The organism is Vibrio sp. 10N.247.311.47 (assembly GCF_041467535.1).
GTDB classification, from domain to species: domain Bacteria; phylum Pseudomonadota; class Gammaproteobacteria; order Enterobacterales; family Vibrionaceae; genus Vibrio; species Vibrio crassostreae_C.
In genome coordinates this window covers 97,847-122,706 of record NZ_JBFSUR010000009.1, presented here as the reverse complement: position 1 = coordinate 122,706, position 24,860 = coordinate 97,847, and the positions used below count along the sequence as shown (strand labels likewise).

Annotated in this window: 17 protein-coding genes and 1 pseudogene; 12 read left to right on the top strand and 6 right to left on the bottom strand. The window is 44.1% G+C overall.

Annotation, left to right across the window (positions count from 1 at the left end):
- From AB6E51_RS08635 to AB6E51_RS08625, 3 genes are all read right to left on the bottom strand, one after another.
- A complete protein-coding gene (locus AB6E51_RS08635) occupies nucleotides 1-741 on the bottom strand; it encodes an ABC transporter permease (RefSeq protein ID WP_017063493.1) in 741 nt (246 codons plus the stop codon).
- 79 nt (nucleotides 742-820) lie between these two features.
- Complete coding sequence (locus AB6E51_RS08630; RefSeq protein ID WP_010437364.1) at nucleotides 821-1,591, bottom strand: ABC transporter substrate-binding protein; 771 nt, start codon at nucleotides 1,589-1,591, stop codon at nucleotides 821-823.
- Between the two features lie 136 nt (nucleotides 1,592-1,727).
- Complete coding sequence (locus AB6E51_RS08625; RefSeq protein WP_004736532.1) at nucleotides 1,728-2,498, bottom strand: ABC transporter ATP-binding protein; 771 nt, start codon at nucleotides 2,496-2,498, stop codon at nucleotides 1,728-1,730.
- Between the two features lie 799 nt (nucleotides 2,499-3,297).
- Here AB6E51_RS08625 and AB6E51_RS08620 point away from each other — a divergent pair.
- From AB6E51_RS08620 to AB6E51_RS08600, 5 genes are all read left to right on the top strand, one after another.
- Entirely contained in the window at nucleotides 3,298-4,839 is a 1,542-nt protein-coding gene (locus tag AB6E51_RS08620; RefSeq protein ID WP_008220142.1) for a DUF3360 family protein, read from the top strand.
- Between the two features lie 307 nt (nucleotides 4,840-5,146).
- Entirely contained in the window at nucleotides 5,147-7,423 is a 2,277-nt protein-coding gene (pflB, locus tag AB6E51_RS08615; protein WP_017066931.1) for a formate C-acetyltransferase, read from the top strand.
- Nucleotides 7,424-7,623: 200 nt separating this feature from the next.
- Entirely contained in the window at nucleotides 7,624-8,625 is a 1,002-nt protein-coding gene (locus tag AB6E51_RS08610) for a lipid A deacylase LpxR family protein (protein WP_017062129.1), read from the top strand.
- A 164-nt stretch (nucleotides 8,626-8,789) separates the two neighbouring features.
- A complete protein-coding gene (gene pflA / locus AB6E51_RS08605) occupies nucleotides 8,790-9,530 on the top strand; it encodes a pyruvate formate lyase 1-activating protein (RefSeq protein ID WP_010437353.1) in 741 nt (246 codons plus the stop codon).
- A 224-nt stretch (nucleotides 9,531-9,754) separates the two neighbouring features.
- Complete coding sequence (locus AB6E51_RS08600; RefSeq protein ID WP_017070032.1) at nucleotides 9,755-10,255, top strand: YfbU family protein; 501 nt, start codon at nucleotides 9,755-9,757, stop codon at nucleotides 10,253-10,255.
- Between the two features lie 108 nt (nucleotides 10,256-10,363).
- On the opposite strand, the pseudogene AB6E51_RS08595 reads toward AB6E51_RS08600, so the two are convergent.
- Nucleotides 10,364-10,504: pseudogene (locus AB6E51_RS08595) on the bottom strand (MipA/OmpV family protein); the annotation flags it as partial.
- A gap of 379 nt (nucleotides 10,505-10,883) precedes the next feature.
- Here AB6E51_RS08595 and AB6E51_RS08590 point away from each other — a divergent pair.
- The 3 genes from AB6E51_RS08590 (at nucleotide 10,884) to AB6E51_RS08580 (ending at nucleotide 15,791) form a co-directional block, all read left to right on the top strand.
- Nucleotides 10,884-12,818: a PrkA family serine protein kinase gene (locus tag AB6E51_RS08590; protein WP_017062132.1), complete on the top strand. Its 1,935-nt coding sequence runs from the start codon at nucleotides 10,884-10,886 to the stop codon at nucleotides 12,816-12,818.
- 127 nt (nucleotides 12,819-12,945) lie between these two features.
- Nucleotides 12,946-14,217: a YeaH/YhbH family protein gene (locus AB6E51_RS08585; protein WP_372058184.1), complete on the top strand. Its 1,272-nt coding sequence runs from the start codon at nucleotides 12,946-12,948 to the stop codon at nucleotides 14,215-14,217.
- A gap of 11 nt (nucleotides 14,218-14,228) precedes the next feature.
- Entirely contained in the window at nucleotides 14,229-15,791 is a 1,563-nt protein-coding gene (locus tag AB6E51_RS08580; protein ID WP_017062134.1) for a SpoVR family protein, read from the top strand.
- Between the two features lie 144 nt (nucleotides 15,792-15,935).
- Here the strand turns inward: AB6E51_RS08580 and sohB are convergent, their stop codons facing one another.
- A complete protein-coding gene (gene sohB / locus AB6E51_RS08575; RefSeq protein WP_065583981.1) occupies nucleotides 15,936-17,003 on the bottom strand; it encodes a protease SohB in 1,068 nt (355 codons plus the stop codon).
- 137 nt (nucleotides 17,004-17,140) lie between these two features.
- Here sohB and AB6E51_RS08570 point away from each other — a divergent pair, with 137 nt between their 5' ends.
- From AB6E51_RS08570 to AB6E51_RS08555, 4 genes are all read left to right on the top strand, one after another.
- Entirely contained in the window at nucleotides 17,141-17,881 is a 741-nt protein-coding gene (locus AB6E51_RS08570) for a YciK family oxidoreductase (RefSeq protein ID WP_017062135.1), read from the top strand.
- Between the two features lie 317 nt (nucleotides 17,882-18,198).
- Entirely contained in the window at nucleotides 18,199-18,906 is a 708-nt protein-coding gene (imuA, locus tag AB6E51_RS08565) for a translesion DNA synthesis-associated protein ImuA (protein ID WP_372058185.1), read from the top strand.
- A 3-nt stretch (nucleotides 18,907-18,909) separates the two neighbouring features.
- Nucleotides 18,910-20,379, top strand: a complete 1,470-nt coding sequence (locus tag AB6E51_RS08560; protein ID WP_372058186.1) for a DNA polymerase Y family protein — start codon at nucleotides 18,910-18,912, stop codon at nucleotides 20,377-20,379.
- Between the two features lie 73 nt (nucleotides 20,380-20,452).
- Nucleotides 20,453-23,545, top strand: coding sequence for an error-prone DNA polymerase (locus AB6E51_RS08555; RefSeq protein ID WP_372058187.1), 3,093 nt, complete (start codon nucleotides 20,453-20,455; stop codon nucleotides 23,543-23,545).
- Between the two features lie 333 nt (nucleotides 23,546-23,878).
- On the opposite strand, the gene AB6E51_RS08550 is transcribed toward AB6E51_RS08555, so the two are convergent.
- The gene (locus AB6E51_RS08550; protein ID WP_017062139.1) at nucleotides 23,879-24,820 is read right to left on the bottom strand and encodes a chemotaxis protein CheV; all 942 of its coding nucleotides are present in this window, start codon (nucleotides 24,818-24,820) and stop codon (nucleotides 23,879-23,881) included.
- Nucleotides 24,821-24,860 lie beyond the last annotated feature (40 nt).

Below are 24,860 nucleotides of genomic sequence, written 5' to 3'. Positions count from 1 at the left end.
CTACCTCGCGTGGATACTGAATTTACGTTCAACCAGCTTAAGTAAGCCCGTTGAAACACTGGTGAAGAATAAGAAGATAATCGCCACAGTCATGTAGAAAGTGAATGGCATTTTGGTTGAACCCGCCGCCAGTGCACTAACACGTACCATGTCTTCTAGGCCAATAATCGAAACCAGCGCAGTGGTTTTAAGTAATACCAGCCAGTTATTCCCAAAACCCGGTAATGCGTGACGAATCATCTGCGGTAGCAGTATGCGGTGAAACGCCTTTACAGGGCTCATACCATAAGCTTTTGCCGCTTCCATTTCACCGCTGTCGACAGCCATGATGGCACCACGGAACGTTTCTGCCATATAGGCACCGAAAATAAAGCCTATGGTTAAGACACCAGCAACAAATGGGCTGACATCAATATAATCAGGTAGGTAAGAGGTCCATTCGTGGTTAGGATCACTGGATGCAAACCACTCGTTGAGCCACTCGTTAATGGAATACAAACTGTTGTTTAAAAGGATTTGTCCACCAAAGAAAATCAGCATCATCAATACGAGATCGGGAATACCTCGAATGACGGTTGTGTAGAGGGTTGCAATAGCACGAGCCCAGCGATAAGGCGCGAGTTTTGCTAAGGCACCTAGCATACCAAGAACCATAGCTAAAATTAGCGACAGCAAGGCAACTTCGATTGTGAGCACCGCCCCTTTCAGGATCGACGCTTCATATCCTTGTAAATCAAACATAATGGATTCCAACAGAACTGCGAAAAAGTTGGTAAGACAGGGAGAGGAGAACCTCTCCCTTAAGAATTGACGCTAAAGATTACTGACCGTATACGTCGTAGTTGAAGTATTTAGCCGCGATATCTTGGTAGATGCCTTTTTCACGTAGTGAAAGGATTGCCGCATCTAATTGCTTAGTCAGATCTTTGTCTTGCTTACGTAGAGCAATACCAAAACCTTCGCCGAACCACTTAGGATCAGTTAGTGATGGACCAACGAACTCGTAGTCTTCACCACCAGCTTTGTTTAGCACGCCTTCTTCTAGAGCAGATGCATCACCTAGTACAGCAGCAACACGACCGTTTGCTAGATCAAGGTAAGCTTCGTCGAATGAACCGTAACGAACGATCTCTACTGTATCGCCGTAGTTGTCTGTTAGGTATTTATCGTGAGTTGTTGCACGTTGAACGGCAATCTTTTGACCGCTTAGATCATCAAAGTTAAGGCCTGCACCTTTCTTAGCGATGAACTTGTTTGGGATAAGTGCGTATTTACCTGTGAAGTCGATTTTTTTCTTACGTTCTTCCGTGATAGACATTGCCGCAATGATCGCATCATATTTACGAGCAAGTAGAGAAGGAATGATACCATCCCAGTCTTGTGCAACGATCTTACACTGCACCTGCATTTCAGTACAAAGTGCGTTAGCCATATCGACATCGAAGCCTTTCAGTGAACCATCAGCTTCTGTCCAGCTAAATGGAGGGTAAGCACCTTCAATACCAAAGCGTACTGTTTTCCATTCTTTTGCTTGAGCTACGCCCGTTGCAGCAGTTGCAGCAAGTGCCGCGACTAATAACCACTTTTTCATATCCCTACTCCTGTGATTTAGGTTTTTATGTTTTGCTAGTTTTAATATTGTGTTTGTTGTTGCTTATTAACTTACTTGTTGTGTTTTATTGTTCACACCGTCGCTGTTTACCTTGGCAACGGCGTTTCAATTCTGATTAGTAAATCGATGAGATAAATTGTTGTAAACGTTCAGATTCAGGTTCCGTAAACAGTTTAGCTGGATCGCCCTGTTCTTCCACTAGACCTTGGTGCAGGAACATCACATGGTTTGATACGTCACGAGCAAAAGCCATTTCATGTGTTACCACAAGCATGGTTCTTCCTTCTTCTGCTAGATCTCGCATTACACCAAGTACTTCCCCTACTAACTCAGGGTCAAGTGCTGATGTTGGCTCATCAAACAGCATCACTTCCGGATCAACCGCTAACGCTCGAGCAATTGCCGCTCGTTGTTGTTGTCCACCGGATAAATGACCTGGGTAGTAATCTTTGCGCTCATACAAGCCTACTTTTTTAAGTAGTAGCTCTGCATTTTCAATCGCTTGTGCTTTAGGTACACCTAAGACGTGAACAGGCGCTTCGATAACGTTTTCGAGAACGGTCAGGTGAGACCAAAGATTGAAGCCTTGAAAAACCATCGCTAAGCGAGAACGGATTCGCTGTACTTGTTTTTCATTAGCAGGAACAGATACGCCTTGGCGGTTGTTTTTCATTTGAATTAATTCGCCATTAACCCAAATCTCGCCTGCAGTTGGTGTCTCTAAAAGGTTGATACATCTAAGGAAAGTACTTTTACCCGACCCTGAAGATCCGATAATCGATACAACATCGCCTTTGTGCGCAGAAAGTGAAATTCCCTTTAAAACTTCATTTTGACCAAACGTTTTGTGTAGATCCTTTATGTCCAGCGCTGGTACATCTTTCATGCGCTTTCTCTCCCAAGTTTGTGAAAATGCAAGGTACTCCGACCTTTTCATGCGATACAAACTAGCACCACACGAAACAACATGCAACAAATTATTAACCTAATAAATTGGAATAAATAGCGATTCACTCTGACTTATTATGCAAAAGGTAGCGTTTTCGCCTCAATTTAATGAATGAGTTCTATCAATAAGCTGTAATTACACCCCTTACATTGTTTAAATAAAGTTAACCAAAATGAGATTCACGTAGCTTGATGTCTCACAAGAAAAACAAGTTTTGTGAACTTAGATACGCCGAGATCTGCAAAATATAATCTGCACGCTCAACACTACATACACACCGTAAGGCACAATTATTTTAAGGTTATTACATTGTAAGCATTTCACTCGGAACAGTTGGGAAGCAAGTAATAGTGAAATAACTCAGTAAGAATTGAGTATTGAACTCAAGCCATGACGACAAAGGCTCGAAGAAGATAGGTAAACGTCAATTTGTGAAAACTAATTACACGATTCATCAATGGGAAGTTAATGAATCGCTGCGTTTTGTAGCTTTCTTTCACATATACTCATAAAGTGATCAAGATCAATCACCCTAAAGGGTAAGCTTGTTAGACTCCTCAGCAAAGAATAAGGCATTAAAAATGCCAAACATTTCTTTTAACTTAGCTGCATAAAGCACATCAAAACCGTGCAACATGATGTTAATGAGTTATAACTAAGAAATAACGCAATTACGCAATTACGCGAACTTATAGAATTCAATTTTAGAATTACTAACATAAAATATGAGGAATCTATGTCAGACGTTGTGAACAATGCGAACTCTGAAGTAGAAGAGAAAAGCTATAAAGAGCTACACCGCCCTGCTTCTGAATTTGAGAACCGCTCAGATTATCTAGATCACGAACTTCAAATCATGAAGCCTCGCCGCTTTGGCCTAAACCTTCCTGGCCGTGACTTCCGCTTTGAACTAGAAGACCTTGTTCCTGCACTGGCTGGTACCATTGGTATCATCGCGATGTACTCTGCAGTAATGATGTCTTGGGCTGAAGGCCTAACTCAAGCTTGGGATCACGTAAACCTTGGTAAAGACTTTGCGATTGAAGTCGCTCGTGTAGAAATGCTTATCCCTGCACTGCTGTTCTGTATCCTTGCTTCTGGTTTCTTTAACCCTAAAGCTAACCTTGCCGGTAACCACGGCCCAATGATTCCTCTTATTGGTACCATCGCTCTTGCTGGTGCTCACCCTCTTGCATTGGCAATCCTTATCGGTGTCTTCGGTCTTATCCTAAGCTTCCTAAAAGGTGGGTCTAAACTTGTTAACCTTACCTCTGAAGGTACGGCGGGTGGCTTGCTCATCTTCTTGGGTCTAACCGGTACAATGAGCCAAATAAACTCAATTCAAGCTTGGGCTGTTGGTCTTCAGTCTGACACTGTCGCTGCTGGTAGCATGGGTTACATCGGTTTGATTGTTCTAGCCGTTACCATCGGTCTATATGCATTCCTTGCTAAAGTGAACAAGCGTTGGTTAGCAATCCCTGTTTGTGCTTTCACTGGTCTAGCTATTGCTCTAGTACTTGGTGCTGGTTTCGATATCAAATTCGTAACTGAAACAGGCATTCCAAACCTAAACCCAATCTACTGGTGGGGTTCTACTGAAGAAGGTTGGATGCTTGGTTTACCAAACGTTGAGCACTTCATCGCTTCTCTACCATTTGCAATCCTAGCAGTAGCAATGTGGTCACCTGACTTCCTAGGTCACCGTATCTTCCAAGAACTGAACTACCCTAAAAAGTCTGAAAAAGTACTGATGGACGTAGACGACACAATGACTATGTGTTCAGTTCGTCAAATGGTAGGTACAGCAGTTGGTGGTGGTAACATCACTTCATCTTGGGGTACTTACATGATCCCAGCAGCAATCGCGAAACGTCCAATCCCTGGCGGCGCAATCTTGCTTGGCTCTCTATGTATTATTGTTGCGATTCTTGGCTTCCCAATGGACGTAGCAGTATGGCCACCAGTGATGCGTGTTGCGCTACTTGTAGGTGTATCTCTACCTCTACTTGAAGCGGGTATGCAGATGGTTAAAGATTCAAAAGACTCTCAAGCAGCTGGTATCTGTATCTTCGGTTCAGCGGTTGTTAACCCAGTATTAGCATGGGCACTGACTATGCTTCTAGATAATAACGGTCTAATTGGTGATAAAGAGCGTGCGAAGCGTCTATCATTTGTAGATAAGATTGTTATCCCAGTTGGCGTTTTAGTTATCTGTCTAGTAGCAATGCTTGCAGTTGGTATGCTAGAAAGTCAATATGGCCTAAAAGCTTGGCTATAATGGTCCTTACTACACAAAAGTAGTATTAGGATTAAAAAAAAGTTTGGGTGGCAACCCCTGCCACTCAAATTTTTTCAACTTTTTTTGGCATTTATTGATTTAGTTTAAGGTTTACAGAAATTTTTTAGCGTAGTCTTGAATTCATAGAGTAAAGACAACATATAAAAGGTAGTGACAATATATATAACCATATGACGCTTATATGCTCATATATATTGTTATTAATAAGAGTGTACTACCCTTACGAGGGGCGCTGGCTCAACAGTGTTAATGTACGTATTTTTTCTACTAAAAAGGTAGGTATGTCATGGCAGAGCAATTTGCTAAAGCTTGGGAAGATTTTGCTGCAGGTGAGTGGCAAAGCGAAGTAAACGTTCGTGATTTCATTCAAAAGAACTACACGCCGTATGAAGGCGACGAGTCTTTCCTAGTTTCTGAGGGTACTGAAGCAACTAACAAGCTTTGGTCTTCGGTAATGGAAGGTATCAAACAGGAAAACGCAACTAAAGCACCTGTAGATTTCGATACTTCTGTTATCTCTACCATTACTGCTCACGATGCAGGTTACATTGAGAAAGATCTTGAGACTATCGTTGGTCTACAAACTGAGAAGCCACTAAAACGTGCAATCATCCCTAACGGTGGTGTGCGTATGGTTGAAGGTTCTTGTAAAGCATACGGTGAAACTCTTGACCCAATGGTTTCAAAAATCTACTCAGAATACCGCAAAACACACAATGCTGGCGTTTTCGATATCTACACTCCTGATATCCTAAAATGTCGTAAGTCTGGTGTTCTGACTGGTCTTCCTGATGCTTACGGCCGTGGTCGTATCATTGGTGACTACCGTCGTGTTGCACTTTACGGTATTGATTTCCTAATGAAAGACAAGCAAGCTCAATTTGCTTCTCTTCAAGAGCAATTCGAAAACGGTGAAAACCTAGCAGAAACAATGCAACTGCGTGAAGAGATCTCTGAGCAACATCGTGCTCTAGGTCAAATCAAGCAAATGGCTGAGAAATACGGTTTCGATATCTCTGAGCCAGCTCAAACAGCTCAAGAAGCTATCCAGTGGACTTACTTCGGCTACCTAGCTGCTGTTAAATCTCAAAACGGTGCTGCAATGTCTCTAGGTCGTACTTCGACTTTCCTAGACATCTACATCGAGCGTGATATCGCTGCTGGCAAGATCACTGAAGAACAAGCACAAGAAATGATCGACCACTTCGTAATGAAACTGCGTATGGTTCGTTTCCTACGTACTCCTGAGTACGATGAGCTGTTCTCTGGCGACCCAATCTGGGCAACAGAGTCTATGGGTGGTATGGGTATCGACGGTCGTACGCTAGTAACGCGTTCGAACTTCCGTTTCCTAAACTCTCTATACACTATGGGTCCTTCTCCAGAGCCAAACATCACTGTTCTTTGGTCTGAGCAACTACCTGACGGCTTCAAGCGTTTCTGTGCGAAGGTATCTATCGATACTTCTTCTATCCAGTACGAAAATGATGACCTAATGCGTCCTGACCTAGAGTCTGATGATTACGCTATCGCTTGTTGTGTATCTCCAATGATCGTTGGTAAGCAAATGCAGTTCTTCGGTGCTCGTGCTAACCTTGCGAAAACAATGCTTTACGCAATCAACGGCGGTGTGGACGAGAAACTTAAGATGCAAGTTGGTCCTGTTTCAGACAAGATCACTGACGAAGTTCTTAACTACGATGACGTAATGGGTCGCCTAGACACATTCATGGACTGGTTAGCTAAGCAATACGTGACTGCACTAAACAGCATTCACTACATGCACGACAAGTACAGCTACGAAGCGTCTCTAATGGCTCTTCATGACCGTGACGTTCGTCGTACAATGGCTTGTGGTATTGCTGGTCTATCTGTTGCAGCTGACTCACTGTCTGCAATCAAGTTCGCGACTGTTAAACCAATCCGCGACGAAGATGGCATTGCAACTGACTTCGAAATTGAAGGCGATTACCCTAAATACGGTAATAACGACTCTCGTGTAGATGATATTGCTTGTGAACTAGTTTCTACGTTCATGAACAAGATCCGTAAGCTTAAGACTTACCGTAACTCTATCCCTACACAGTCAGTTCTTACTATCACGTCTAACGTGGTTTACGGTAAGAAAACAGGTAACACTCCAGACGGTCGTCGTGCTGGCGCTCCTTTCGCTCCTGGTGCAAACCCAATGCACGGTCGTGATGAGAAAGGCGCTGTAGCTTCACTAACGTCTGTAGGTAAACTACCGTTTGCTGACGCACAAGATGGTATCTCTTACACGTTCTCTATCGTGCCAAACGCACTAGGTAAAGAACAAGACAGCCAACGTGCTAACCTTGCAGGCCTAATGGATGGTTACTTCCACCACGAAGCTGGCATTGAAGGTGGTCAACACCTTAACGTTAACGTTCTTAACCGCGAAACTCTTGAAGACGCAGTTAAGCACCCTGAGAAATACCCTCAGCTAACAATCCGTGTATCTGGTTACGCTGTTCGCTTTAACTCTCTAACTGCAGAGCAACAAGCTGACGTAATCGCACGTACATTTACTGAATCTCTATAAGCTCACGCTCAATAGACAGTAAATAATATTAGCCTCGCCAATGTGCGGGGCTTTTTTATATCTGAAATAAATCGCACTACACTCACCTATCCCGCGAAATGTTAGGTTGAGCAAAAAAGCACCCTGCCATTCACTTTTTTTCCACAAATTCTGTCAAATTACGGTAATATCGCGGTTCATAATTTAAGAGTAACTGCTCCATGAAATACCTGCGTTGTTTACCCCTGATTCTTCTCTCTTTCTCATCTTTAGCCTCTGAGCGTTCTACGTTAACTTTTGCTTTAGATAATGATGGTATTTTTGGTGTCGACCAAGACTATACCAACGGCTTATTTCTGGGTTACACATCATCAAGTATTACGCCATATAACTGGGTAAAACCATTGAGTCTTTCCTACTGGGGCGCAAGCTCTCTAGACAAGTGGGAAATCACCATTGGCCACAAGATGTATACGCCTTCTGACATTGAGTTAGAAACGCCATCGCCTAATGATCGCCCATACGCAGGTTACCTTCACACTGAATTCAATTACATCAGCTTAAACCCACAGCAAGCCCAGCGTTTTAATATCACGTTTGGTACTACGGGCGAACGTGCACTGTCTGAAGATGCTCAAAAGCTGGTTCACTCAATCACTAAGTCGGATGAGCCGATGGGTTGGGAATACCAAGTCGATGATGAATGGGCGGGAAGCGTTGGTTACCTAAGCCATTTCAACCTAATGCGTAATCAAGCTCTTGCGAATACTGACTACGAAATCTCTAACGTTTCTGAAATCAACGTCGGTAACTTTAGAAGTGACATTTCAACGGGCTTCATGTTTCGTTGGGGTACAGACTTAGGCGGTAACTTTGGTGCAGCTAACATCACCACAGAAAACCCATTCAAACCGGGCATGATCGGCGCATCAAACGCTGGTTGGTTTACCTATGCAGGCCTCGAAGGTCGCTACCGATTCAACGACCTGACTATCGAAGGCGATCGCTCAGGTGTTGATGAGTACGCTAATAAAAACAACGAAGATCCAGCGATCTACGATGTGACTTTAGAGAACATTCAAGCAACTGCTGTATTGGGTGTCGCTTGGTATAACCGATACGTTGGTGCCTCTTTCGCGCTAACCGCAAAAACACCGGATTACGAAGAAGCGAAAGAGTCAGTGTACACCACTGGCGGTATCACAATGTTTGCTTTCTTCTAGCCACCAGTAAGGGCTTTCGTCCTTTACTTTTCAAGTTTAATAAAGGCAATCATCTTCACAGGTGGTTGCCTTTATTTTTAAAGGTCTCGTTACCATTTGACCCTATTTTATGTACCGTTTTTGTAATAAAATAAACGGTATAAATTCCTCTACGAGAATAGCTCATGTCTACAACTGGTCGCATTCACTCATTCGAATCTTGTGGTACTGTCGATGGCCCTGGTATCCGCTTTATTGTGTTTCTTCAAGGCTGCTTAATGCGTTGTATGTACTGTCATAACCGTGATACATGGGATCTTCATGACGGAAAGGAAGTAACGGTCGAAGAGATCATCAACGAAGCAAAATCATACCGTCATTTCATGAAAGCATCGGGCGGTGGTATCACCTGTTCTGGTGGTGAAGCGATGCTACAACCTGAGTTTGTTCGTGACTTTTTCCGCGCAGCTCAAGCTGAAGGCATCCACACTTGTCTTGATACTAATGGCTACATTCGTAAGCACACTGAAGTGGTTGACGAAGTACTAGAAGCCTCTGATCTAGTGATGCTCGATCTTAAGCACATGCGAGATGAGATTCACCACGATTTCATTGGTGTATCAAACAGACGTACTCTGGATTTTGCGCGCTACCTACACAAAATCGGTAAGAAGACGTGGATTCGTTATGTGATTGTCCCTGGCTACACGGACACGCCTGAAGATGCTCATCTGCTAGGTGAATTCATCAAAGACATGGATAACATCGAGAAAGTAGAGCTGCTTCCATACCATAAGCTGGGTGCACATAAGTGGGAAGCACTTGGTTTTGACTACCCTCTTGAAGGTACAAATCCGCCAAGCAAAGAGAAAATGGATGAGATTGTTGCTGTTCTTAGCCAGTATCATTCAAACGTAAAATACTAATACTGCAGACGATGCTCAACCTCTATTTTAAACGCCTCAATTTCGATTGGGGCGTTTTCTTTTCTAGCGCTAACTATCCTTTCACTTTTCTTTACAACTTTTGTTTATCAATTAAAAAAATCATATTAAATCCGTGTTGAGATCATGTTTCCACGCGTAGGAATGCTGTTACTCTTACTGCAACAAAAGAATATAACATTTAGTTTTTTAGTGAGGCTCATCCCATGGAAATGACCAATGCTCAGCGTCTAATTCTATCAAATCAATACTACCTAATGTCTCAAATGAACCCTGAGAACTCGGCGAAATACCAGCGTCTACAAACGATTGTAGAACGTGGTTACGAACTCCAAATGCGTGAACTTAACAAAGAGTTTGGTTGTTTGACTGAAGCAGAATGTCGCGAAATTATCGACATCATGGAGATGTACCATGCAATGCAAGAGTCGAACAAAATGCTTGCAGAACAAGAGCGTGCTGAAGTAGACCAACGTCGCCTGCAGTTCTTAGGTTTTGATATCGCTTCTGAAGCGCAGATCGTACACTACGTGCGTTTCCTTGTTGATTCTGAAGGTCTTTACCCTCAATTCGACAAAGCCGATCACCACTTCAATAGCCAGATGCCAATGCTAGAGAAGTACCGTCGCATGCTAACAACATGGCGCAACTGCCCTCGTCAGTACCACCTATGTGCGACAGAGCTATCTCAAATCTTTAGCGCTTAATTCGTTAATAGATCAGCGATAACTTTTAAAAAGTTTCAAGAAAAAGGGTTACTCATCATGAGTAACCCTTTTTTTAATGTTCGCACACAAAGAGAAAAACCAAAGCAACTAGAAAACGTAAGCAACACCAACGTTCGCGGCCATGTTGATACCACTTTCAAGTATTGGGCTATTCTCTATATCACCTTCAAGGTTGGTATAACGAGCGCCACCAGTTACTCGAACATTTGGCGTAACATGCAGATAGCCACTATTTTGAACCCATTATTCTTCACTACATCTACCTATTTATTGAGCAATTTTTGATAACTTAGCGCATTATATGGTACTCCATTCCAAAAATCAATAGAGCCCAGTTATACATCTAATGCACATAAATCCATTGTGAGTATTGTTAAGCGACCTAAAATCTCAAAACAAACGGCCAGATCCCCTCGAATGTAAAATAATTTGATTCTACGCGCCTCAAGTTGCCTATTGCGCTCGCCACGTTTTTCACACGCAAAATTGTAAATAAATACATAATTGTTAAGCAAAATTGTGGAAGCGGGTCTAACCTTAAAATGTAGGGAGAGCCTATTTTTCAATCGCTCGTCAGTTTTGACTGGTTAACAAGGGGAATGTGACTATGAGTATCTTTGACCACTATCAATCACGTTATGAAGCAGCCAAGGAAGAAGAGCTGACATTGCAGGAGTTCTTAGGGCTGTGTAAAGACGATAAAAGTGCTTACGCTAATGCTGCCGAGCGCTTATTACTAGCCATTGGCGAACCAGAGGTTATTGACACTGCTCAAGACCCTCAACTGAGTCGTATTTTCTCGAACCGTGTCATCTCACGCTACAGCGAATTTAAAGATTTCTACGGTATGGAAGATGCGATTGAACAGATTGTTTCTTACTTAAAACATGCTGCGCAAGGTTTAGAAGAACGTAAACAAATCCTTTACCTACTTGGCCCTGTGGGCGGTGGTAAATCTTCTCTCGCTGAAAAACTCAAAGCCCTGATGCAGAAACTACCAATCTATGTATTGTCTGCTGACGGTGAACGAAGCCCAGTAAACGATCACCCATTCTGTCTATTCGACGTTAACGAAGACGGCGACTTATTGAAGAACGAATATGGCATTGAGAAACGCTATCTTCGCTCAATTATGTCTCCGTGGGCAGCGAAACGTCTACACGATTTTGGCGGTGATATTTCCAAATTCAAAGTCATCAAACTGCGCCCTTCTATTCTCGATCAAGTTGCGATCGCGAAAACGGAGCCAGGTGATGAAAACAACCAAGATATCTCGTCTCTGGTTGGTAAAGTTGATATTCGTAAACTTGAACACTTCTCTCAAGATGATCCTGATGCCTACAGCTACTCTGGTGCGCTTTGTAAAGCCAACCAAGGTGTGATGGAATTCGTGGAGATGTTCAAAGCGCCAATCAAAGTATTACACCCTCTACTTACGGCAACACAAGAAGGTAACTTCAACGGTACCGAAGGGCTTTCTGCACTGCCATTTGACGGTATGATTCTCGCTCACTCGAACGAATCTGAGTGGCAGACCTTCCGTAACAACAAAAACAACGAAGCATTCCTCGACCGTGTGTACATTGTAAAAGTCCCTTACTGTCTGCGTGTGTCTGAAGAAGTTAAGATCTACAAGAAACTGCTTGAGCACAGTGAGCTATCCCAAGCGCCTTGCTCACCAAGCACACTCGATCTGCTATCGCAATTCAGCATTCTTTCGAGACTAAAAGAGCCTGAAAACTCATCTCTATTCTCTAAGATGCGTGTTTACGATGGTGAGACTCTAAAAGACACCGATCCAAAAGCGAAGAGCTACCAAGAGTACCGAGATTATGCTGGCGTTGACGAAGGCATGTCTGGGCTATCAACGCGTTTCGCCTTTAAGATCCTGTCTCGTGTGTTTAACTTCGACCAAGCCGAAGTGGCCGCGAACCCAGTGCACCTGTTCTACGTTATTGAGCAGCAAATCGAACGGGAGCAGTTCCCTCAAGAGACCGCCGAGAAGTACCTAGAGTTCTTGAAAGGATACCTAGTGCCACGCTACGTAGAGTTCATCGGTAAAGAAATTCAAACCGCTTATCTAGAGTCTTACTCTGAGTACGGTCAGAATATCTTCGACCGCTATGTCACCTACGCAGATTTCTGGATTCAAGACCAAGAGTACCGCGACCCAGAAACAGGCCAACTATTTGACCGTGCTTCTCTGAATGGTGAACTAGAGAAAATCGAGAAGACAGCCGGTATCAGTAACCCTAAAGACTTCCGAAATGAGATTGTGAACTTTGTGCTTCGTGCCAAAGCCAACAATAACGGTCAAAACCCAGTGTGGACGAGCTACGAGAAACTGCGCACTGTGATTGAGAAGAAAATGTTCTCTAACACAGAAGAGCTACTTCCTGTTATTTCGTTCAATGCTAAGACCTCAACGGATGATCAGAAAAAACATGACGACTTCGTTGCTCGTATGATGGAAAAAGGCTACACCGAGAAGCAAGTGAGACTGCTATCTGAGTGGTACCTAAGAGTTCGTAAATCCTCATAACTAAACGGTATTGAGCTGCTCAACTGAGCAGCTCGTATAAACCAATAACTTTTATACCTTAGTAAATCAATAACTCTTATACCCGAATAAAAAGTAGGATCGCGACATCAGCTGAGAGGGAGTTCTTATGGCACAATTTATCGATCGGAGGCTCAATGGCAAAAATAAGAGTGCTGTGAATAGACAGCGTTTCTTACGACGCCATAAAGAGCAAATCAAAGAATCTGTGGCCGATGCAGTTAACCGACGCTCAATCACCAATACAGAAACAGGTGAAGACGTCACTATTCCCCATAAAGACATCAAAGAGCCGAACTTTCACCAAGGTCAAGGCGGCGTAAGAGAGCGCGTTCACCCAGGTAATGATCAGTTCATCACTGGCGATAAAATCGAACGCCCTAAAGGTGGTGGTCAAGGTGGTGGATCAGGCCAAGGCGACGCAAGTCCTGATGGCGAAGGCCAAGATGAATTTACCTTCCAAATTTCAAAAGATGAGTATCTTGATATTCTCTTTGAAGATTTAGCTCTACCTAATTTAGAGAAGAATCAGGTCAACAAAATCACCGAATGGAAAACCCACCGCTCTGGTTATCAGAGTGCGGGGATTCCATCCAACATCGCTATTGTTCGTTCACTGCAGCAATCTCTGGCTCGTCGAACCGCGATGACAGCAGGTAAAAAGCGCGAGCTTAACCTACTGATGGAGCAGCTTGACCAAGTTAAAATGACGGAACCCGCACAACCCTTTGAAGAAAGTCGTTTAAAAGAAGAGATTGCCGAGTTACGTAAAAAAATTGAAAGCGTGCCATTTATTGACACCTTCGACCTGCGTTTTAAAAACTACGAGAAGCGCCCTATTCCATCTAGCCAAGCCGTTATGTTCTGCCTAATGGATGTATCTGGCTCAATGGATCAAGCCACGAAAGACATTGCGAAGCGCTTTTATGTCCTTCTGTATCTGTTCCTAAATCGCACCTACGAAAACGTCGATGTTGTGTTTATTCGTCACCATACTCAGGCTAAAGAGGTCGACGAACATGAGTTTTTCTACTCACAAGAAACGGGTGGCACCATTGTTTCAAGCGCACTGAAACTGATGAAGGAAATTGTCGCAGACCGCTACCCTGCTAATGAGTGGAACATCTATGCAGCACAAGCCTCTGATGGCGATAACTGGGCTGATGACTCTCCTCGCTGTAAAGAGTTACTGGTCAATACGCTTCTGCCAACTTGCCAATATTACTCTTACATCGAAATAACACGCCGCTCTCATCAAACACTTTGGCACGAATACGAAAAACTCGAGAGTAGCTTTGACAACTTCGCCATGAAAAACATTAAAACGGTGGATGATATTTTTCCTGTGTTTAGAGAACTGTTCCAGAAAGAGACAGCGTAAGGGAGTTTGCCATGACAGCGAAATCAAACGTTGCAGAGAAAAACAAAGCTGCAAAAAAGAAAAACGACAAGATGCTGCCTGATGGTCCAGATTGGACGTTCAACCTCTTGGAGAAATACCACGTAGAAATCAAACGTGTTGCGCAGCATTACCGTTTAGATACTTACCCAAACCAGATTGAAGTGATTACTTCAGAACAGATGATGGATGCCTACTCGAGCATTGGTATGCCTATCAATTACAACCACTGGTCTTTTGGTAAGAAATTCATTCAAACCGAGCAAAACTACAAGCATGGCCAAATGGGCTTGGCATACGAAATCGTAATCAACTCCGATCCTTGTATCGCTTACCTGATGGAAGAGAACACGGTCACAATGCAGGCGCTGGTAATGGCTCACGCTTGTTATGGCCACAACTCTTTCTTTAAAGGCAACTACCTGTTCCAAACATGGACCGATGCCAGTTCCATCATCGATTACTTGTTGTTTGCTAAGAAGTACATCAGTGGTTGTGAAGAGAAATATGGTGTTGCTGAAGTCGAGCAGCTCCTTGATTCTTGTCACGCACTGATGAATTACGGCGTAGACCGATACAAACGCCCTGAGAAGATTTCCATTGCAGAAGAGACAGCAAGACAAGAAGAACGCGAAGCTTATCTGCAATCTCAAGTGAATGAGCTATGGCGAACCGTTCCTCAAAATAAAAGTAAGGAAGAAGAGACCAAGATCCGCTTTCCTAGCGAGCCTCAAGAAAACATTCTCTACTTTATCGAGAAGAACGCACCACTGCTTGAACCTTGGCAACGAGAGTGTGTTCGCATCGTTCGCAAAGTGAGCCAATACTTCTACCCTCAAAAACAAACTCAAGTGATGAACGAAGGCTGGGCAACCTTCTGGCATTACACCATTCTTAACCACCTTTACGACGAAGGCTTGGTGAGTGATAAGTTCATCTTAGAATTCCTACACAGCCATACCAGTGTCGTCGCACAACCTGCCTACAACAGTCCTTATTTCAGCGGGATAAACCCTTATGCGCTTGGCTTTGCGATGTTTAGAGACATCCGACGCATCTGTGAAGAGCCAACCGATGAAGATAGAGAGTGGTTCCCTGAGTTAGCCGGAAGTGATTGGTTAGAAGCGGTGCACTTTGCGATGCACAACTTCAAAGATGAAAGTTTCATCAGCCAATACCTTTCTCCAAAAATCATTCGAGACTTTAAGCTGTTCTCTGTACTCGACGACGACCGTAAAAATACCATTGAGGTGAGTGCTATTCATGATGATCCGGGCTATCGCCTGATTCGTGAGAAGCTTGCGGCGCAATACAACCTAAGTAACCTTGAACCAAACATTCAGGTGTTTAATGTCGATGTTCGTGGTGACCGCTCAATGACACTGCAATATGTGCCTCACGACCGCATCCCGCTTGATAAAGGCTACGACGAAGTGATGAAGCATCTCTATCGCTTGTGGGGCTTTGATGTGATTTTGGAAGAGCTCAAAGACACGGGTCATCGAGAAATCCTGACGACTTGTCCGAAACGCAATGACTATGGAGCCAAGATTTAATACCCATCATAGTAAGTAGATTATGGGTATAAAACTCCGCTCCCCCTACAACATAGTGGTCACCCGCTCGGAAGTGGAGCAATAAAAAAGCGCATAAGTCTGATGACTTATGCGCTTTCTTTTTAAGGCTCGAACTAAATAAGCTTAAACAATCGGCTTTTGACCGCGTTCAATCAGCTTCATCAGCACGCTGTCTGCAGATTTACCTGCCACGCCAGCTAGCTTGTCTGACAGCTTTTTCTTCTGTACATAGTGAATCGCTAGAACCGTCTTGTCTTTGCATGCTTCAACAACTAAGTCATCAGAAGTACGGATCTCATCCACCAGCCCAAGTTCATGTGCTTGTGTACCAAACCAGTGCTCACCCGTTGCAACCTTATCAAGGTCTAGCGCTGGACGATGGTCACGAATGAAGTCTTTGAATAAGCCGTGTGTCTCTTCTAGCTCTTCTTTGAACTTCTCACGTGCTTTATCGCTGTTCTCACCAAACATAGTCAGTGTGCGCTTGTACTCACCCGCAGTTAGCTGTTCAAACTCAATGTCGTGCTTTTTAAGCAGTTTATTGAAGTTTGGTAGTTGAGCAATCACGCCAATAGAACCAACGATAGCAAAAGGTGCTGATACGATTTTGTCTGCGATACATGCCATCATGTAACCACCGCTTGCTGCTACTTTGTCTACCGAGATAATCAAAGGCAGGCCAGCCGCTTTGATACGATCAAGTTGAGAAGACGCCAGACCATAGCCATGAACCATGCCACCGCCAGATTCAAGCTTAAGTAAGACTTCATCGCCTTCACGAGCCACAGCCAGAACCGCCGTTACCTCTTCACGCAATGAAGCCACTTCTTTCGCATCAATGCTGCCGTTAAAATCAAGAACGAATAGATGTGGTTCACGCTTGCTATCAAGCTCACCCTCTTTCGCTGCTTTCTTCACTTCTTTACCGCGTGATTTTACTTTCTCTTTTTCCGCTTTCTTTTCTGCTTTATCACGGGCTTTGATGAAAGCATCATCGTGTAGATGGTGCTCTAATTGTTCAATCGTCTGTTTATGGTGTTCAGATAGGTTCGTGATTTCCAGCTCACCTTTAATCGCGCTTGATTTTCCACCCACAGATTTAGCAATGACTAAAATTGCAATGATGGCGATTACAACGGTCGCAATCTTGGCTAAAAACAAGCCGTAGTCCAACAAAAATTCCAATGTCATATCCCCTATTGTATGAATTAGTGTATTGTAACCATCTTGTCACGATTACCAAGAATTTCTCATCATTCCTGCGGTTATCTGTGTGATTAAACATCAATGGAATGACGAACATAATAAAAGAAAGAAGGATAAGCACAGTGGATTACCCAATCTCTACAGATGCCCTCAAAGATAAAGTAATTTTGGTTACAGGTGCCGGTGCTGGCATTGGTCGCCAAGCTGCACTAAGCTTCGCTCAACATGGCGCAACTGTCATTCTGTTAGGCCGCAATGTTAAAAACCTAGAATTCATTTACGATGAAATCGAAAGCGCTGGTTACCCGCAGCCTGCAATTATCCCATTGGATTTAAAAGGTGCGACAAAGCAGAACTACGTTGATATGGCTGAAACCATTCAATCACAGTTCGGTCGTTTAGACGGCCTACTTCATAATGCTGGCGTTCTTGGCACTCTGAGCCCGTTTGAGCAGATTGATGAAGAAACCTTTGATGATGTTATGCAGATCAATGTGAAGTCTGAGTTCTTGATGACTCAAGCTCTGCTACCTGCACTTAAAAAAGCAGAAGCAGGTCGTATCGTATTCACCTCTTCTACCGTTGGTCACTCTGGCCGTGCATTCTGGGGCACTTACGCGATCTCTAAGTTTGCTACCGAAGGGATGATGCAGATCTTAGCGGATGAGCTTGAAGACACAAACATCCGTGTTAATGCGATCAACCCAGGTGGTACTCAAACACGTATGCGTGCAAAAGCGTACCCAGGTGAAGATGCGAACAAGCTGAAAACGCCACTCGACATCATCCCACTGTACCTACACTTAATGAACCCAAGTGTGACAGACATTAATGGCCAATGTATCGATGCTCAACCTAAGTAACTGATATCATTGACCAATAGTAAAAATTCGCTTCCATAGCGGCTTTTTTTGTATCTAAATCAATCAACTAACACTGATACCAATCGTAGTAAATAACTGGTCATCCTAGCTTGTTAAAACACTCGATAACGGCGTTAGAAATTTTGATTGTAGAATAACTACTTATCGAAAATTTCTGCCTTGTTCTCAAGCATTTTTCCTGCGCTATTTATGATCACTTACTTACTGTGATTGGTATTATTCCCCTAATTTTCGTCATTTTGCTTTTCATCTTTTCCATTGTTAAATATACTGTATAAATACACAGGTATTTAATTATGCATGAACTAATAAAAAACTTACAAGACCGCCAGCTAATCTGGAAAGGGTTACAATCAACAACGCAAGGAAGCACCACTTCAACAGGCTATCCTCAACTGGATAAACAGCTTGATGGCGGCTTCCCGACGCACGGCGTTATTGAAGTTGAATCACAACAAGGGATCGGCGAGCTTCGCCTACTGACGCCCTATTTATCTCAACAAAACTCGCAAAAACTGGCCATATTCATTAACCCGCCAGGGAAGATCTGTGCTGAGTTTTTTAACAGCCAAGGCATTGAATTAGAAAACATTCTCGTTATCCAGCCTCAACGCGATCTCGATGCGTTGTGGGCAGCTGAGCAGTGCCTCAAAAGCGGCGCTTGTCACTCTGTATTGCTATGGGGAGCCGATCTAGAAATACACCAAACAAAGCGCCTACAAGCAGCCAGTGAAACCGGTAAGTGCCTGCAGTTTCACTTTAAAGCCACCAGCCATAATCAATTATCCCTGCCCGTTTCCTTAAGCATGAAACTCTCTTCTCACGCGCAGGGATTAAAGGTTGAAGTGACTAAGAGAAAAGGCAGCTGGTCGTATGGCAGCTTTATTCTAGACATGACACACTACTGGCCGTTACTCACAGAGAAAGTCGTTTATGAAAACAATTCAGACCGCGCTTTGTCTGGTAACACTGTGCTGGCTTTTCCTATTGCGAAGCAAGGCTAACGTATGTTGTGGCTTTATCTGCACTTTCCATCTCTGCAGTTGGATACCTTGTTTAACTCTAATGAATTGGGTTCGAGCGAAGACTCACGCGAACAACCTATTATCATCGTGGATGAAAAAGATCACCATGTACTGCAAGCAAACCCAGCTGCGCTGCAATCGGGAATTTCGCTTGGTATGGGCTTAGGGTCTGCAGCAGCTTTGTGCCACAACTTACACGTCCACCCTTACAGTATTGAACTGGAGAAAAGTAAGCTTAAAGAGATCGCTCAATGGGCGTATCTGGTCACTTCCGACATGGCGTTATTGCCACCTAATGGTTTGTTGATTAAAGCCTCTAACATGCTGTCACTTTACGACGGGCTAGATAACTACTGGCATGAGCTCAAAAGCCACTTAGAAACGCTCAATATCCAGTTCAGCTTCGCTACGGGTTATTCGCCGCTTTCTGCGATCCTTTTGGGTAAGCAAGCGATCAACCAAGCAACAAACAATATTGAGCAGATGAAAACTTGGGTCAATCAACAAGCATTGAATTCCAGTGAGCTACCGACCAAGCAAGTTGAACGCCTGAACCGTGTCGGTATCAACATCGTTGAAGATCTATTAAAGCTGCCTTTGCAAGAGGTCGCACGCCGCTTTGATATCGACTTGGTCAATTATGTCGGTCGCCTAAACGGCCAGTTCAAGCACCCAATTGATTTCTATCACCCACCAGAGAATTTCCAGCAATATTTGGAGCTGTTGTTTGATATTGAAAACATCCTATTTATCGAAAAGCCGTTGCTGAAATTACTGAATCAACTCGAGTGTTTTTTGAAGCTACGTGACAGAGTCGCGTTTGAGCTAACACTGACTCTGCACCTTAGAGATAAAGACGATCACCCGGTCTCTTTTTATTCGGCACAAGGTGATTACCTTGCAGAAAAATGGGCGAACCTTACTCATCTCACCTTAGAGTCACTCAAGCTCACAGCACCGGTTCAAGGGCTGACCCTCAGCTTGGTTCGTCATGGAGAACCCCAAATGGCCTACCATGATCTTTTTGATGGTAATACCGGAACACTTGCCGCGTTAGATTTGCTCTCATTACTGCAAGCAAAGCTTGGGCAGGCCTGTATTAAAACACCGAAAATACAGCACGACCCAAGGCCAGAAAAGGCCAATCAGTATTCGCTCCCAACACTGAGTAAATCTGTGGCAAAAAGGCAAACGCCCCCAGAGAGCGAGCAACAAACCATAGCTCTTAGCGTCGATCAACAACGACTCCGGCCCAGTATTTTACTGCCAGAGCCCGAAGCCTTAACCGAAAGCGTCACCTTGTCTCAAGGCCCTGAACGTATTGTGTCTGGCTGGTGGGACGGAGAGAAGATCATTCGTGACTACTTTATTGCTCACAGTGAAAACGGTCGGTGGTTATGGGTCTTTAAAACGCCAGATAAGCAGTGGTTTTTGCACGGCTTATTTAGCTAGTCTGTTCTACTGATTCAATTTCAGCGTCCCTTTTCAATCATGTTCACTCGCAATGGTTAAGTGAGATTACGTTATGTCTCAGCAATACTCAGAGCTATTTTGCCAAAGCAATTACTCCTTCCTTAAGGGAGCCTCACACGCAGAGGAGCTTGTTTTACAGGCCGATTTCTTGCGTTACAAAGCACTCGCGGTTACTGATGAGTGCTCAGTCGCGGGCATCGTTAAGGTTCACTCTGCGATCAAGCAACATAAACTGTCGCTCAAGCAAATTGTCGGGAGCATGTTTTGGCTAAATGAAGAGTGCCAAGTGGTCTTGATATGCCCAAACAGACAAGCCTACGCCGAGCTGTGCCGTATTATTACCAACGCGAGACGTCGTAGCAGCAAGGGACATTATCAGCTCTCTGAGTGGGACATCATGTCAGCTAAGCACTGCTTTATTCTTTGGCTTCCTCAACAGAAAAATGAAGACGCACACTGGGGGCAATGGCTCTCCCAGCATCATTCAGGTCGGTTGTGGATTGGCTTACAAAGACACCTAAAGCAAACCGACCCGCAGTACACAGATTACTGCGTTGAGCTGTCACAACATCACCAACTGCCGATTACAGCTTGTGGTGGTGTGTTGATGCACAATGCGAATCGCTTACCCTTGCAGCACTCACTCACTGCGATAAAGTACCAAAAGCCCATTACCGAAGTGGGCAGTCACTTACTCGCTAATGCCGAGCGCTGTTTACGGAGTATCAATAAGCTCTCTCATATCTTCAAAGCGGAGTGGCTAGAAGAGAGCAACCGTATCGCTGAGCTGTGTGAATTTGATTTAAATAGCTTGCGATACGAATATCCCAGTGAGCTGATTCCTCAAGGGGAGACACCCATGAGTTATCTGCGCATGTTGGTCGAAAAAGGAAAACAGACTCGCTTCCCACAAGGTGTACCTAACGACATCCAACAAATCATAGATAAAGAATTGGGATTAATTGACGAGCTTGACTACCCTTTCTTTTTTCTCACCATTCATGACATCGTGATGTTTGCCAAAAGCCAAGGCATTCTTTACCAAGGGCGAGGTTCAGCGGCCAATTCCGTGGTCTGTTACTGCTTAGAAATCACCTCTGTCGACCCAAGACAGATCTCGGTGCTGTTTGAGCGTTTCATCAGTAAAGAGCGCGATGAGCCGCCTGATATTGATGTCGATTTTGAACACGAACGTCGTGAAGAAGTCATCCAATACATCTATAAAAAATACGGTAGAGAACGGGCTGCACTTGCTGCAACAGTCATCTCTTATCGCTTCAAAAGTGCGGTGAGAGATGTGGGGAAAGCATTAGGGCTACAAGAAACTCAGCTCGACTACTTCATCAAGAACACCAATCGCAGGGACAAAAGCTTAGGTTGGCAGGCTCAGCTCACTCAATTAGGGCTACAACCTGATTCTTTGAAGGGGCAGCAGTTTATCCACTTGGTTAATGAGATTATCGGCTTCCCACGTCACTTATCTCAACATGTCGGTGGCTTTGTCATATCCTCAGGGCCTTTGTATGAGCTGGCTCCCGTCGAAAATGCAGCGATGCACGATCGAACCATTATCCAATGGGATAAGGATGATCTAGAAACCTTAGGCTTGCTGAAAGTTGATGTGCTCGCGTTGGGTATGCTCTCTGCGATTCGTAAATGTTTCGACCTGATCAAACGTATTCACGGGCGATCACTGACCATTGCTGAGATCACTCGCCTTAAGGACGATCCTCAGGTTTACGGCATGATTCAGCGAGCAGACACAGTCGGGATATTCCAAATTGAGTCACGCGCACAAATGAGCATGCTGCCAAGGCTTAAACCGAAGACTTATTACGACTTGGTGATTCAAATCGCTATCGTACGCCCAGGCCCTATTCAGGGTGATATGGTGCATCCGTTTCTCAAGCGTCGAGATGGCATTGAGCCAATCAGTTATCCATCTAAAGACGTGGAATCAGTACTGTCGCGCACCTTAGGTGTACCGATATTCCAAGAGCAAGTGATCAAACTCGCTATGGTGGCTGCAGGGTTCACAGGCGGAGAAGCAGATCAACTCAGACGGGCAATGGCCGCTTGGAAGAAAAATGGCAACGTCTTTAAGTTTAAAAACAAACTCATCGAAGGAATGCAAAAGCGCGGCTATGAGACAGAGTTTGCTGAGCAGATCTTTAAACAGATATGCGGCTTTGGCGAGTACGGTTTTCCTGAAAGCCACTCGGCTTCGTTTGCGGTGTTAGCGTATTGCTCAGCTTGGTTGAAGTGCTACTACCCTGAATGTTTCTACGCTTCTCTGTTGAATAGCCAACCCATGGGCTTTTATAGCCCCTCACAATTGGTACAAGACGCACAACGACACAATGTGGTGATACTTCCGGTATGTGTGAACGCTTCTCAAAACGACCACACGGTTGCCCCTCATCAGAATGGTCTAGCGATTCGCTTAGGGCTGCGACAAATCAAAGGATTCAGCGAGCATGGAATTCAAAGCGTGCTCGCCAATCGTCCACCATCCGGTTATCGCCACCCTAGTCAGGTGAAACAGTTATCGATGAATAAGAAAGATATCGAGCTACTGGCATCGGCCAATGCGCTACATAACGTTTCTGGAGACCGCTTCCAGACTCGCTGGGCGATCATGGACTCGGCGTCGGATTTACCTCTGTTTAGCCAAGCCTATGACGATGCTGAGGCAGGACATGACGAACATGTACTGCACAAGCCCAATGAGATGCAAGATCTACTCGAAGACTTCACCAGTGTCGGAATTTCATTGAACAAGCACCCCATCACTTTGCTCGAAGAAGCAGGACGATTAGGTCGATTCACACACATGAAAGATTTAATACAGCAAAGACACAAATCTATGGTCACCGTTGTCGGATTAGTCACAGGTAAACAATCTCCCGGCACCGCGGCAGGTGTCACCTTTGTTACGCTGGAAGATAGCACTGGCAATATTAATGTCGTGGTATGGGGAGCAACCGCACGCGCTCAACAGCAAGCTTATCTCACAGCCAAGGCGTTAAAAGTACAAGGGATATTAGAAAAAGAAGGTGAAGTCGTGCATGTTATCGCGGGAAAACTTATCGATATTACCGATGAAATTGTTGGCTTGAAAACCAAATCTCGGGATTTTCATTAGCGAAGTACCAACTGTTCTCAATCGATCATTGGCTAAAGAAAAGAGAGAAAGAAAAACGAAAAAGGGAAGCATCCGCTTCCCTTCAATTCCAGTTGTTGAGTTATGACTCAACTTCAGCTTCCGTACGTCTTTTCTTAAATTCCCTATACAGTAATAAGCTCAAAGTCATGACGACTTTAGACGTTAACCATATCATTAAGAGGAACTACCTTAGATTGTGTGTGAAAAATTACGCTAGTAGTTGAGCATATTTCGTTAAGAAAAATATGCTGCGTGAATATTAGCAAGCGTTTTCTATAAGGTCACTCAAAACAAACCGTACAGCAGCATTAATTATAAAATCTGACGCATTCGCTCTTGAGTCACTTCAACCAAGAGGTCTGGCTGGAACTTAGAAATAAAGCGGTTACACCCTACTTTCTCAACCATAGCTTCATTAAAACTTCCACTTAATGAAGTATTTAGCGTGATGAATAGGTCATGCATTCTTGGGTCAGTACGTACTTCGTGTGTCAGCTTGTAGCCGTCCATTTCAGGCATTTCAGCATCGGTGATCATCAACAATATTTCTTGATTGATGTCTTTGCCTTCATCACACCAGCCCTTAAGTAAGGTCAGTGCTTCTAAGCCATCACAACACTCAATAATGTTCAAACCCAACTGCGACAAGGTGCCTTTGATCTGGTTACGCGCTGTTGAAGAGTCATCAACGATAAGCACATTGCGTCCTATCATCTCCTGAGCTAATTGTTCATCTAAAACGCCTTCAGAGATCGAGACATCGTAATCAATGATCTCAGCCAACACTTTCTCAACATCGATGATCTCGACGATCTTGTGCTGCTCTTCTTCTTGAATATGCGTAATAGCGGTTAGGTAGTTTGCACGGCCTGTTGTCTTTGGCGGCGGTTGGATTTCTGTCCATGTCGTGTTCACGATATTACGAACTTGCCCAACCAAGAAACCTTGTACGGTTCGGTTGTATTCCGTAATAATCAGGTTGCTCTCTTGAGACTCCGCACGAGATGGCGGAAAGCCAATGGCACTGCGTAAATCGATAACAGGCACCGATTCACCACGTAAAGACGCAACACCCGTAATATGATGATGAGAGCCCGGTAAGCGAGTGAGTACTGGCACTTTGAGGACTTCTTTCACTTTAAATACGTTAATCGCAAATAGTTGACGACTATTTAAGCTGAATAACAAGAGTTCCAGACGGTTTTCACCGACCAGTTTGGTTCTCTGATCAACCGAATTTAAAACGCCAGACATACAACACCTTAGTGACAAATAATAACTGTGGCTACAATAG